This window comes from Bacillus sp. FJAT-50079 (assembly GCF_018343515.1).
Taxonomy (GTDB): Bacteria; Bacillota; Bacilli; order Bacillales; family Bacillaceae_C; genus Lederbergia.
In genome coordinates, this window is the sequence record NZ_JAGYPD010000002.1 from 724,310 (window position 1) to 737,431 (window position 13,122).

A 13,122-nucleotide genomic window follows, 5' to 3' on the forward strand; every position below is an offset into this window, starting at 1 on the left:
TCCTATTTATTCTTCTGGATAAAGCATCTTAAATAATTCATCCAATGCTTTACTGGCCGCTAAGTTACCTGTTGTTCCGAACAACGTTTCTTCTAAATCATATACACGATTATTTTTAACCGCATCAAAATGCTTCCAAATATCATTTTCTTTAAATTCTTGGTCAAACATTTCTACAACTTCGTCCGGCATTCCATGTGCTGCTCTTAATATAATATCTGGATTAGATTGTTGTAAATACTCTGTATTAGAGGCGAGATATTCTACTTTTTCTCCAGAAAAGACATTGACTCCTCCACTTTTTGTTACTAAATCACCTATATAAGAGCGATCAGTCGCAACTAAATAGCTACCTGGTACTCCCATTAATATAAGTACTTTTGGAGCGTCTTTTCCTTTTGTCTTATCGTCGATTTCCGCTAGTTTATTTGTAAATTCTTGAACAATTTTTTCTGCTTGTTCTTCTCGTCCATATTGTTCTCCTAAGCTGACAATTTCGCGATGCATATCATCAATGCTCTCTAGATTGACATATCTTGTTTGGATTCCCGCATCTTCAAATACAGATTCCAAATCATATTGTAACGTTGTAACAGACATGACTTCTTTCGGTTGCAACGACATAATCAATTCCATATCAGGGCTCATTGGATTCCCAACTTCTGTAATGCCATCATATCTTTTCGGTAACACTTTATAACTTGTCGGAACGCCAATTAAATCGATTTCAAGCGCATCCATAATTTCAGTCACTGCTACGGTTGTAGCCACAATTCGATTTCCTTCTGGGTCATTGTTTTTCTTTGGTTTAACGGTCGCATTTTGATTCGCCGAGCAGCCAAACATGAAACAAATGATGCTTAACATAACGAATAAAACTGACTTATTTTTCAATTAAACTACCTCCCCTAAAAGGTAGGAAGCCTTGCCGCTAGCAAAGCTAGACGACAAGACTTAATCCACACTTTTACGCCCTTAATTCGATACAAACTTCTTACGCATTCTCATCGCTAACGGGATCAATGATCCGACTAACAATAAAGTGAATAAGAAAATCTTTCCTGTATCTGCTGTTTTTGGATTTGTATTACCTTTATTTTCTGAGTTCTTGTTATTTTGATCTGTTGTAACATTCCCATCTTTATTTCGATCAAAGTTTGGCAGTTGATCATCATCGTTGTTGTTTCCACCATTTTGACCATTGTTATTTCCATTTTCTGATTTGCCGTTATTATTTTCTCCTTTGCTGCCATCGGATAATGGAAGCGCGCTCGTGTCAAACTTAAAGCGAATGTCATATTTATTGTCGTACGTAAAGCCTGGTATGCCTGTAACAATCACATGAATTTTCGCTTGTAAAATTTCATCAAGATCTTGCACTGTAAATCGAACGACACTCGTATCAGTCGCTGCGTCCTTACTTACTTCTGTTACATCGATGAAACCTTCACCAGATGCTACTTTAAAATATTGCCACCAAGAGCTATTTTTTAATGTTGTTTCAATCGTATAAACTCCATTTTCAATAATTAACTTCGCTGGTTTTTCTAGGTATGAATCGGCTACGGAAACTTCATCTTTATCTGCTTGCCAAACGACAAATGGTAATTCATACACTCCAGCTTTATACTTAGCAAGTTCTTTTTCTTCTTCTTTACCCTGTGGATCTTCTGTTCCTGGTTTTTCCTCTTCAAGCTCAGTCGGATCTTCTGTACCCGGTGTTTCCTCTTTTGGATCTGTTGGGTCTTCTGTTCCTGGTGTTTCTTCTGTTGGATCTTCTGCAGTTAACGGAAGCCCACTTGTATCAAACTTAAGGCGAATGTCGTATTTATTATCATACGTAAAGCCAGGTATGCCTGTAACGATCACGTGAATTTTTGCTTGTAAAATTTGATCTAGCTCGTTCACTTTAAATTGAACGACACTTGTATCAGTCGCACCGTCTCTACTTACTTCTGTTACATCGATGAAGTCTTCACCAGATGCAACTTTAAAATATTGCCACCATGAAGCATTTTTCAATGTTGCTTCGACCGTGTATTCACCGTTTTCAATAACTAGCTTCGCTGGACTTACTAAATAATCAGCCGCTACTGATTTATCATCTTTATCGGCTTGCCAAACGGCAAATGGTAATTCATATTCCCCGTCTTTGTATTTACCAAGCGTTTTTTCGTCTTCATCCTGTGGATCTTCGTTTCCTGGAGTTTCCTCTGCTGGATCCGTTTCTTTCATCGTTTCTACGTCAAACGAAAGATTAAATTCATACTCATTTGTATCATTACTTAATAGATTAAATGCTAATAAACTAAATAATTGTGGTGCTGCATTGTTGGCAATACGAAGTTTCACTTTCACATTGGAAGTTAATTTATCTACTGTTAATGAAACTGTTCTTGTATTTAATTCTTCGTTCGTATCAACAACTTTTGCTTCTACAAATTCACCGTCTACTTCATATTGGATTGACTCAATTTTATCTTGATTTTCTAGCGTTAATGTTACATTTCTTACTCCATCTTTTAATGATACGAGTACATCTTTATTGAGGTGGTTTTCAATGATTTCTCTTGTTTCTTCATCGATCCCCTCAATTTTTAGATTTACCGAGTAAAGTTTGCCTTCTTCTAGTTCTGGCTCTTCTTGTGGCTCTTCCTTAACAACTTCTGTTAAGCTTCCTTCATTAAATGAAAGACGTAATGGTTGATCTCCTGCATGGGCCCCTACTGTATATTGAACTCTCGCATTGATGATCGAAGCCAGTTCATCTAACTCAAATTCAATCTCTCTCGTATTCGTTTCTTCATTGATCACTTCTTTTATTGGCTGTATTAATTCACCATTGTTTTCAACTTGGAAACCAGTTATTGTTGCCTGTTTGTTCAATGTAAGCGTCAGGAATGTTTTGCCTTCTTTTACTGATAGGAAGGCTGATTCTTTTAAGTAACTTGCCATCCCTGAAGGTTTATCCTCTGTCGCATGTAAAGCTGAAAGTTCAATTGTATAATCACCATTAGCTAGTTCTATAACTGGGATTACTTTCGTTAAGCTTGCCTCATCAAATGAAAGACGTAATGGTTGATCTCCCACATGGGCCCCTACTGTATATTGAACTCTCGCATTGATGATCGAAGCCAGTTCATCTAACTCAAATTCAATCTCTCTCGTATTCGTTTCTTCATTGATCACTTCTTTTATTGGCTGTATTAATTCACCATTGTTTTCAACTTGGAAACCAGTTATTGTTGCCTGTTTGTTCAATGTAAGCGTCAGGAATGTTTTGCCTTCTTTTACTGATAGGAAGGCTGATTCTTTTAAGTAACTTGCCATCCCTGAAGGTTTATCCTCTGTCGCATGTAAAGCTGAAAGTTCAATTGTATAATCACCATCTGCAATGTCTAATACTGGGATTTCAGGATCTGTTGGGTCTTCAGTTCCTGGAGTTTCCTCTTCTGGCTCTTCCTTAACTACTTCTGTTAAGCTTTCATCATTAAAGGAAAGACGTAATGGCTGATCTCCTGAATGGGCACCTGCTGTGTATTGAACTCTTGCATTGACGATAGAAGCTAGTTCTTCTAAATCAAATATGATCTCTCTCGTATTGGCTGCTTCATCGATAATTTGATCAATTGGTTCAACAAGTTCACCGTTGTTCTCTACTTGGAAACCAGTTACCGTTTTATGATCTTTTACGGTAAGTGTCAGTAATGTTTTGCCTTCTTTTACTGATAGCTGAGCTACTTTTTCTAAATATCTTGCCATCGCTGAAGCTTTGTCTTCTGTTGCATGTAAAGCATCAAATTCAATTGTATAATCACCATCGGTTATGTCTAATACCGGGATTTCTGGATCTTCTGGATCTTCGGTTCCAGGAGTTTCCTCTTCTGATGCAAACGGAATTCCGCTTGGATCAAATTTAAAGCGAATATCGTATTTATTGTCATACGTAAAGCCTGGAATGCCCGTTACAATGACATGAATTTTTGCATCTAGTACGCTCGTTAAGTCTTCCACATTAAAACGAACAACGCTCGTATCTTTCTCTGCATCTGTGCTTACTTTCTCTACATCTACAAAATCGTCACCTGATGCGACTTTAAAATATTGCCACCATGAGTCATTTTTCAGCGTTGCTTCTACTGTATATACTCCGTTTTTAACGATGAGTTTTCCAGGCTGCTCTAAATATGAATTGGCAACAGAAACAACATCTTGATCTGCTTTCAAAACATCAAACGGGAGCTCATATTCTCCGTCTTTATATTTGGCAATTTCTTCATCATCTTTATCTTGTGGATCTTCTGAACCCGGATTTTCTTCAGCTGGATCTGTCGGTTCTTCGGTTCCAGGAGTTTCTCCTTCTGGTTCTTCTTCCGATGCAAACGGAATTTCACTCGGATCAAACTTAAAGCGAATATCGTATTTATTGTCATACGTAAAGCCTGGAATGCCCGTTACGATGACATGAATTTTTGCATCTAATACGCTTGTTAAGTCTTCCACATTAAAACGAACAACGCTCGTATCTTTCCCTGCATCTGTGCTTACTTTCTCTACATCTACAAAATCGTCACCTGATGCGACTTTAAAATATTGCCACCATGAGTCATTTTTCAGCGTCGCTTCGACTGTATATACTCCGTTTTCAACGATTAGCTTCGCTGGTTTTTCTAAATATCCATCGGCAACAGAGGCACCATCTTGATCTGCCTTCCAAACGACAAATGGTAATACATATTCCCCGTCTGCATATTTAGCAGCCGTCTCGTCTTGAGGTTCTTCTGTTGCTGGCTGTTCTGAATCAACAGGATCTTCTGTTTCTGTCGGTTCTTCATTGGGATTTCCAGGTTCTTCTACTGGTCCCGCTGGATCATCTTCCGTTCCCCCTGGTTCAGTCGGAGTTGCCGGTTCTTGTTCAGGCTCGGTCGGCTCCTCAGGAGTCGGTTCTGGAGCGAACGGAATTCCACTCGGATCAAATTTAAAGCGAATATCGTATTTATTGTCATACGTAAAGCCTGGAATGCCTGTTACAATCACATGGATTTTCGCATCTAAAATCGTCGTAAGATCTTCCACATTAAAGCGAACAACACTCGTATCTGCCTCTTCATTCGTGCTTACTTTCTGTACATCTACAAAATCGGATCCTGATGCGACTTTAAAATATTGCCACCAAGAGTCATTTTTCAACGTTGCTTCGACCGTGTAAACACCATTTTCAACGATCAGCTTCGCTGGAGTTACTAAATAATCAGCGGCTACTGATTTACTATCCTGATCTGCTTTCCAAACTTCAAATGGTAAAGTATATTCCCCATCTGCATATACTGGATCATCGACTGATTCAGCTGATGCAAAGGGCACACTTGAAAAAATCGATGTAAATGTTAATAGGAATATTAACATTATTGAAAAAAATCTTTTCATTCTCTTTCCTCCCCCGATAAGGCTCTAACGACTTATTCTGTTCTCATTCTACGAACTAAAAAGACGGTTGCACCGATTAGCATCAATGATAGTAATAAAATCTGTGCTTGATCCCCTGTTTGTGGATTTTCTTCAACTTTTTTACTATCGCTTGCCTTTTCACCGCTCGCGCTTTCTTCATTTGTTGATGTTTGCTTATCTCCCGTGTTGGTGTTAGCTAAAGCTAAGCCGGATGGATCAAACTTAAAGCGAACATCATATTTATTGTCATAATTAATATCTGGAACAATTACATGAATTTTCGCTGCAACAATTTGCTCTAAATCTTTCACTTCAAATTGTACGACACGCGTATCATTGCTATCGCTTAACACGGAGATTGAACTAGATGGAATCGAAAAATCTTCCCACCATGAACTATTTTTCAACGTGACTTGAACGAGATTTTTTCCATCTTTTACAACTAACTTAGCAGGTGACACTAAGTAGTCATTTGTCATTGATCGTTCATCGCTATCCCCTTTTAAGACAGTAAACGGAAGGCTATGTTCCCCGTCAGCATATTTAGATGCTGCATTAACAAATTGCGACTGAGTAAGATTGAAAAAAACGACAATTATGAATAATAGTGAAGCCACATTCCTTAGCAAACTTTTCATCTAACATTCTCCTCATATATTTTTCTATTTACTTGATCTTTTTACTTGAGCAAAAATAAATACACCTAACGCAAGTAATAAAACGACAACCATTGTAATCGAGATCCCGCTTGATTTCTCTGATTGTTTATTTTCATCCTGCGTGGCTAGATTTTCAGTTTGGTTCTCTGTTTGGTCCTCAGTTTTCTCGGCTGCAACAGACTCAACTCTTACTTGCTCGCTTCTAAGCTCAGCATTTTCCAACCGTTCGATACTTGTCGGATCAAAATCGAATCGAACAGTATAACGGTGATCATATACAGGTTCCATTGATTCGATTAACACATGCATTTTAAATTCAAGTGGTTCGGATAAATCACGGTCAAGCTCAAATTCAACGACTCGAGTATTCGCCTCTTTATCTTCACTAATCACGACAACATCTACAAAAGTGTCACCGAATGGCGATTGAAGCTCTTTTGTCCACTCACTATGATTAAGTGGAAATTGAATATACCTCTTTCCATCTTCTACATATAATGTGGCAGGCTTTTCGAAATAATCATTAGCAATTGATACAGATTCCGTCTGAGCGTGTAAAATTACATAGTCAATTGAATAGGCTCCCTCTTCTAAGCTATCCAAGTCTGACTGTGCCAACACTTTCCCTTGCGGCATAAAAAACAGGGTAAACATATACAAACATATAATCGCAATTCTCATTGCTCGGATATTTTTCTGCTGCACTCACTTCCCTCCTAACAGCTATATAGTTGACATTGAAATTCATTCTCAGTAAGGTGCAAAAAAAATAAGCTATTCCCCCCGATCTATACTCAAACCCCTTTGTTTGTCTACTTCTATGTAATTTCCTCGTGATTGGCTTTCACCTCCAAACAACCACTGCTATATTTCAACACAAGTAATAATGAGAATCATTATCAGTGGTGTTTAACTACTATATTATCTTAAAAAAACGGCTTGTCAACTTTAATTTCGCTACTTTTTTCTTATAGACTTCTATCTTATTTATTTAAACTCTCTTTCATTGACATTGATAATGATTTTCATTATCATAATAATAATTGAGATAAATTCTCAATTATATATTTCAGGAGGATTAAATGATGAAACGAGTTGTCTTTCTATTATTAGTTATTTCAATGTTCGGAATGGTTGGTTGTAGTCAACCTTCTAACGAAATGAATGCTGAAAATTCATTAGATGAGAATGCTATTTCAATTACTGATTTCTCAGATCGTACGATTATTTTCAAACAAATACCGAAGAAAATCGTTACGCTCGGAAATGGTGAAACAGATATTATTTATGCCTTAGGTCGAGAAGTTGTCGGCCGCCCTACTGGAGATACGCTGATAAAAGAAGTGGAAGGGGCATTAGAAGTCGGTTCAACACATCAAGTCGACCTCGAAAAAATTACGTCACTTGAACCAGATGTTGTATTAGGCAATCATCCAATGAACGCAAATGATGTACGAGCGATCGAAAGCATCGGATCGGAAATGGTACTAACGAGTGCTAATTCTGTCGATGATATAAAAAAACAAATTGCCCTTTTCGGTGAGTTACTAAACGAAGATAAAAAAGCCGAAGAACTGATACATACAATCGATGAGAAAATTGCTAACATTCAATCTGAACAACAAATGCAAAAAACACGAGTATTGTTAGTTTACGGTGCACCAGGGACAAATATGGCAGCCCTCCCTAATTCACTAAGTGGAAATTTATTAGAAATGGCTGGTGGGGAAAATATTGCGAGTGATTATCCAGGATTAGAAATGTATCCTCAATATGCCCAATTAAATACGGAAAGAATCATTGAAGCAAATCCGCAATTGATTTTATTAATGAGTCACGGAAATCCAGAAGAAGTAAAAAATAGTTTTATAAAGGATATGTCCAAAACAGCAGGATGGAAAGAGCTTGATGCCGTAAAAAATAATCGTTTTATTATTTTACCATCGAATTTATTCGGTACGAATCCAGGGACAAAAGTCGTAGACGCAATTGATTATCTTCATGAATTGCTTCAAGATGTGAAGGAATAAATATGACGACCAAAACTAGAAGCTTACGACGAAAATATCTTTCAATAATTGTACCTTTTTTACTTCTAATCGTTACATTTTACGGATTAACATATGGACCGATCTCTATTTCACTATCCGAAATATGGGATGTTATTTTTCAAAAAGGAACAACCGTTCATCAAAAAATTATTATTGATGTCCGACTCCCACGAGTGATGATTGGACTTTTAGTCGGGGGATGTTTAGCAGCATCTGGAGCACTTTTACAAGGGGTAATGAAAAACCCGTTAGCTGACCCGGGAATCATCGGTGTTTCTTCTGGGGCAGGGCTAGCTGCCATTATTACAATGGTCATGTTGCCACAATATAGTTACTTATTACCGATTGCAGCTTTTTTAGGAGCACTGCTTACATCACTAGCGATTTATTTACTCGCTTGGGATAAAGGTACATCACCTGTTAAAATCATTTTAGCTGGTGTCGCGATTAACGCTTTGCTAGGCGCCGTTATGAATGGAATTATGGTCGTTTATAGTGAGCGTGTTCAAGCTGTTTTACCTTGGCTTGCTGGGGGACTAACTGGAAAAGGCTGGTATCATCTTGAATTTATGGCGCCTTATGCTATCGTAAGTCTTTTGCTCTCCTTTCTGGCGATTAGACCGGCAAATGTTCTGTTGTTAGGAGATGATTCAGCTAAACTATTAGGTCAAAAAGTTGAATTCCAGCGATTTATGCTTATTATTCTCGCTTCATTATTAGCAGGTGTGGCCGTTAGTGTCGCTGGTCTTGTTGGGTTCGTCGGATTAGTTGTACCTCATTTCATTCGATTACTCATTGGGGAAGACTATACATTTTTACTACCTCTTAGTATTTTAGGAGGGGCAACATTGGTCGTACTCGCTGACACCATTGCCCGATCTTGGTTTGATCCGATTGAATTGCCAGTAGGGATACTACTCGCTTGTATAGGTGCACCATTCTTTTTAATTTTATTAAGACGAAGGAGAATATTATAATGACAGCGATTCAGACGGAACGCATTTCATTAAAGGTAGCGACGTTTCAATTAGATCAGATTTCCCTTTCCATTCCGAATGAGAAAATCACTTCTATTGTCGGTCCGAATGGCTCAGGAAAATCAACTTTATTAAAAGTGATAAGTCGATTAATCGCTGCAGACGACGGCACTGTTTACGTTCATGGCAAGCACACTAGAGATTACAAAACAAAAGAATTTGCTAAATCGCTGGCCATGCTGCCTCAGTCAAAAGGAATGTTGCCGAATTTATCAGTTAGAGAGCTTATTTCGTTTGGAAGATCTCCCCATAAACATTTTTTATCAAATCGGTTAAATGAAGAAGATGAAAAGATTATTGATGAAGTCATGAAAATGACGAATACAGAAAAACATGTAGACCGTCTATTTTATAGTCTTTCAGGGGGCGAGCAACAAAAGGTTCGGATCGCAATGGCTTTAGCACAAAAGACAAATATCCTACTTTTAGATGAACCAACCACTTATTTAGACATCGCTCATCAATACGAGCTAATGGAATTGCTTCTCCAAATAAATGAACAATATAAAATGACGATTATTATGGTATTGCATGATTTACAGCAGGCTGCTTCATATAGCGATTATATGATTGCAATGAAACGAGGTAAAGTTGTCGATCATGGGCTCCCAGAGCAATTGTTAACAGAGAATTTCTTGCATAAAGTATATGAAATCAATGCACAAATTTTATTTAAAGAGGGGTTTCCAATCATTATCCCACAAACAACAAGGAAAAAAGCAAGAAACAATGTGCCATCAACACTCTAGACATGCACGGAAATGGAATACAATGTCCTTATTGCCTCCCTCTAATGGTATACACAAAAAATGAACCTCCCTTGCATCTAAGGGAGGTTCATCTTTATGTTATAATTCTTCTTTATCGAAAGAGAGAATGAGCAGCAGTTTATTCACTAACCTTATATCCAAACTGCCTTTTAAATTTAAATTGGAAATAACCTATCGTTAATCCGATAAACACTATTAAATAAGCACTTAAAATACTAATATTTTTCCACATATAACTAAAGTCACCACTTGAAATCACCGCTTTATACGCCTGCACAGAGTAAGTCATCGGCAACATCGCATTAAATGGCTGCAAGCCAGCTGGAATGAGTTCAAGCGGGAAAGTTCCTGCGCTTGTCGTTAATTGCAAGATTAATATAATAATCGCAATAAAACGTCCCGGATCTGCAAACAATGTAACTAGAAATTGAATAAGCGCAATGAACGATAAACTCGTTGCAATGGTTGTAATAATAAATAGTGGAATACTCTCAACTTCCATCTGGAGTCCAAATAGCATAATTGCAACGGACAATAATGATTGGATAATGCCTACAATCGCAATTACACCAAACTTCCCAAAAAACCAGGCAAATCCATTTTTCGGTTGACTTGCAGGCTCACGGAGCGGAAATACGATTGTAATTAAAAGCGCCCCAACAAATAATCCGAGTGAGAGAAAATAAGGTGCAAATCCGGTTCCATAGTTTGGTACATGATTAATTCCTTTATTCTCAACCTTTACTGGTTCACCAATCATATCATACGTCTGCTCATCGGCATGAACGGAACTTGATTGGTTCGCTGCCTCACTCAGTTTTTCATCTATTTCATTTGTGCCATCTACCAGCTTCTTCGTTCCTTTTGCTAGCTCACTTGATCCATCTGCAAGCTGGCGGCTACCGTCACTCAATTGATTTGAGCCATCCGCAAGCGTATCAATGCCTCCTGCAAGTTGTGATGCGCCAGTTGTAAGCTTTCCTGCGCCAGCATTGGCTTCACGCAATTTTTGATCGAAGACTAATATCCCTTCTGTTAGCTGTGATTGACCATCCTCAAGCTTTGAAACGCCAGCGACTAATTCATTGGAGCCAACGGTTAATTGACTTAATCCAGATGTTAGCTGCTTTTGCCCGGCATTTACTTCCGCAAGCTTATTTGCAATCGTACCCGCTCCGGCTTGAAGCTCACCAGCAGATGCTTCAAGTTGTTTTGTACCATCAGCAACACTTGCACTTCCAGCGGCCAATTTTTCAATACCTGCTTCAAGCTCCGCCTTCAATTGATTTCCTAGCGCGAGTTTCATTTCATCTGGAATAGGCAATGCTGAAAGCTTCTCATCGATCCCCGCAAGCTGTGATTTCATTTGTAAGATGCCATCATGCAAAGCATTTGCCCCTTCGGCTACCTGCCCTGCTCCACTTTGGAACTCGCCTAATTTGCTCGTTAATTGATCAGCGCCAGCTTTGATTTGTCCCGTTCCCGTAACTAGTTTCTCCGTTGAACCTTCCGTTTGCTGCAATCCTTCGGCTAAACTTTTGGCCCCACTTGTTAATTGCGTGGCTCCATCATTAGCTGCTTGCGCGCCTTGAACAATTTGCTCATGCCCGTTAACAAGCTGCCCTAAACCGTTCGCAAGCTCATTCGTTCCTTTTGCTAGCTCCTCTATCCCAGCTTGCACCTGTGACATGCCTTGATTAAATTCAAGTGACTTCGAGGCAAGTTGATTTAGATTTTCATATAAACGGTCAGAACCCGATGATAGCTCCAGAGCGCCTTCATTTAACGCATGAGCACCATCGCTTGCCTGTTCAAATCCATCTGCCATTTCTTTTACTTTATCAAACATCGTCTCTGCGTATGTCGCGGATACTTCCTTCGCTACCGCTGATTTAATTTTCTCAACTGCTGTTTCACCTATTTGCGCTGAAAGAAAATTAAAGCTCTCATTCGGAATATAGTTTAATTCAAGCTTTTGAGGTTTTTCATCTAATAATGTTGTCGCATTTTTAGAAAATTGATTCGGTATTTCAATTAATAAATAATACTTTTGTTTCTCCAAATCTCGATAACCTTGCTTCTCATCAACAATATCGAACGTAAATTGATCATTCTCCAATAATTTGTCAACTAAATCATCGCCAAGCTGTAACTGTTCACCTTCGAATTCCGCTCCTTCATCCATATTTATCACCGCAACTGGTAAATCAGCGAGCCGATCATATGGATCCCAAAATGCCCATAAAAACATTCCACTATATAAAACAGGAATGAACATAATAGCGATAAGTGGGATAAGTAGTTTTTTATTTTTGAATATCGCCTTCCACTCGGCTGAAAATAACGTATTTTTCATCTTCGTCCCTTTCCTTCCTTAATTACACCGTGTGACCACTTTGTTCAATTGGTCATTTTTGTTAAAAAATAATGGATCATCATTTTGATAATCCCCTAAACAAATAAAATTCAAATAGAGAAGTGATTTCTTCTTTCGATAATGGTTGGTGATTTTTTTCCCAGTCATTAACGAAAGTAATATACAGTTTTAGCATAATAAAGGCTGTCATTTCAGGATCACAATCTTTAATTTCATCTTTATCAATCGCTTCCTGCACTTTTTCTTTAATATAATGAATGATCGCATTTTCCACCTTTGCCATCACTTCGATTACTTCTGGTGTTCCAATTTCCTTTTCTTCATGGAATAACTTAATTGTAAGCTGATGCTCATTTTTAAAGGCTAATAATCGATAGATCGCCCGATTCACATTGGTATAAAAAGATTGGTCATCTCGAATCGTTTCTTCGGCTGCTGCTTTCATTTCTTTAATTAAAGAAGTTACAATCTCATCAAGCAGTTCCACTTTATTACTAAAAAATGTGTATATCGTTCCCTTTCCAACATTCGCTAATTTAGCCACTTGATCCATCGTCGTTGCTTTATAACCAAATAATGAAAAAGATTTTGTTGCCGCATCAATAATAAGCTGTCTTCGATCAACAGACATGTTTTTATCCCCCCAATCAAGCGAATGACCAAAATACTAATTCAGTCACTTTATTTACATTCGTATATTAACATAATTAAAATAAATTAACAAGAAGTTCTTCGAGGAGATTCACATTTATAGTTTTTTTCTTTATAGCTGTTGATCAT

General features: G+C 38.0%; 9 protein-coding genes. 3 read left to right on the top strand and 6 right to left on the bottom strand.

Features of this window, described 5'->3' with window-relative positions:
* Window positions 1-6 precede the first annotated feature (6 nt).
* The 4 genes from isdE to isdC (KHA95_RS07470) all read right to left on the bottom strand — a co-directional run bounded on the left by isdE (window position 7) and on the right by isdC (KHA95_RS07470) (window position 6,812).
* On the bottom strand, window positions 7-894 hold the full coding sequence (gene isdE / locus KHA95_RS07455; RefSeq protein ID WP_213136837.1) for a heme ABC transporter substrate-binding protein IsdE: 888 nt from the start codon (window positions 892-894) through the stop codon (window positions 7-9).
* Window positions 895-975: 81 nt separating this feature from the next.
* Window positions 976-5,427, bottom strand: coding sequence for an NEAT domain-containing protein (locus tag KHA95_RS07460; RefSeq protein WP_213136838.1), 4,452 nt, complete (start codon window positions 5,425-5,427; stop codon window positions 976-978).
* A gap of 32 nt (window positions 5,428-5,459) precedes the next feature.
* Window positions 5,460-6,086, bottom strand: a complete 627-nt coding sequence (gene isdC, locus KHA95_RS07465; protein ID WP_213136839.1) for a heme uptake protein IsdC — start codon at window positions 6,084-6,086, stop codon at window positions 5,460-5,462.
* A 24-nt stretch (window positions 6,087-6,110) separates the two neighbouring features.
* Window positions 6,111-6,812 carry a heme uptake protein IsdC gene (gene isdC / locus KHA95_RS07470; RefSeq protein ID WP_213136840.1) on the bottom strand — a complete coding sequence of 234 codons (702 nt, stop codon included), beginning with the start codon at window positions 6,810-6,812 and terminating at the stop codon, window positions 6,111-6,113.
* A gap of 380 nt (window positions 6,813-7,192) precedes the next feature.
* On the opposite strand from isdC (KHA95_RS07470), the gene KHA95_RS07475 reads away from it, so the two are divergent.
* From KHA95_RS07475 to KHA95_RS07485, 3 genes are read left to right on the top strand one after another with little or no spacing between them, the layout of a single operon-like run.
* Entirely contained in the window at window positions 7,193-8,137 is a 945-nt protein-coding gene (locus KHA95_RS07475) for an ABC transporter substrate-binding protein (RefSeq protein ID WP_213136841.1), read from the top strand.
* 2 nt (window positions 8,138-8,139) lie between these two features.
* Complete coding sequence (locus tag KHA95_RS07480; protein ID WP_213136842.1) at window positions 8,140-9,135, top strand: FecCD family ABC transporter permease; 996 nt, start codon at window positions 8,140-8,142, stop codon at window positions 9,133-9,135.
* Complete coding sequence (locus KHA95_RS07485; RefSeq protein WP_213136843.1) at window positions 9,135-9,944, top strand: ABC transporter ATP-binding protein; 810 nt, start codon at window positions 9,135-9,137, stop codon at window positions 9,942-9,944. Before KHA95_RS07480 ends, KHA95_RS07485 begins: the two co-directional genes overlap by 1 nt.
* 139 nt (window positions 9,945-10,083) lie before the next feature.
* Here KHA95_RS07485 and KHA95_RS07490 read toward each other — a convergent pair whose 3' ends face one another.
* Together KHA95_RS07490 and KHA95_RS07495 are read right to left on the bottom strand one after the other, a co-directional pair.
* Window positions 10,084-12,321, bottom strand: coding sequence for a YhgE/Pip domain-containing protein (locus tag KHA95_RS07490; protein WP_213136844.1), 2,238 nt, complete (start codon window positions 12,319-12,321; stop codon window positions 10,084-10,086).
* A gap of 79 nt (window positions 12,322-12,400) precedes the next feature.
* Window positions 12,401-12,973, bottom strand: coding sequence for a TetR/AcrR family transcriptional regulator (locus tag KHA95_RS07495; RefSeq protein WP_213136845.1), 573 nt, complete (start codon window positions 12,971-12,973; stop codon window positions 12,401-12,403).
* Window positions 12,974-13,122 lie beyond the last annotated feature (149 nt).

Bases quoted from the DNA above. Each gene is read 5' to 3' on its own strand.
- KHA95_RS07460 (WP_213136838.1), bottom strand. From the start codon at position 5,427: ATGAAAAGATTTTTTTCAATAATGTTAATATTCCTATTAACATTTACA.
- isdC (WP_213136839.1), bottom strand. From the start codon at position 6,086: ATGAAAAGTTTGCTAAGGAATGTGGCTTCACTATTATTCATAATTGTC.
- KHA95_RS07475 (WP_213136841.1), top strand. From the start codon at position 7,193: ATGAAACGAGTTGTCTTTCTATTATTAGTTATTTCAATGTTCGGAATG.
- KHA95_RS07480 (WP_213136842.1), top strand. From the start codon at position 8,140: ATGACGACCAAAACTAGAAGCTTACGACGAAAATATCTTTCAATAATT.
- KHA95_RS07485 (WP_213136843.1), top strand. From the start codon at position 9,135: ATGACAGCGATTCAGACGGAACGCATTTCATTAAAGGTAGCGACGTTT.
- KHA95_RS07490 (WP_213136844.1), bottom strand. From the start codon at position 12,321: ATGAAAAATACGTTATTTTCAGCCGAGTGGAAGGCGATATTCAAAAAT.
- KHA95_RS07495 (WP_213136845.1), bottom strand. From the start codon at position 12,973: ATGTCTGTTGATCGAAGACAGCTTATTATTGATGCGGCAACAAAATCT.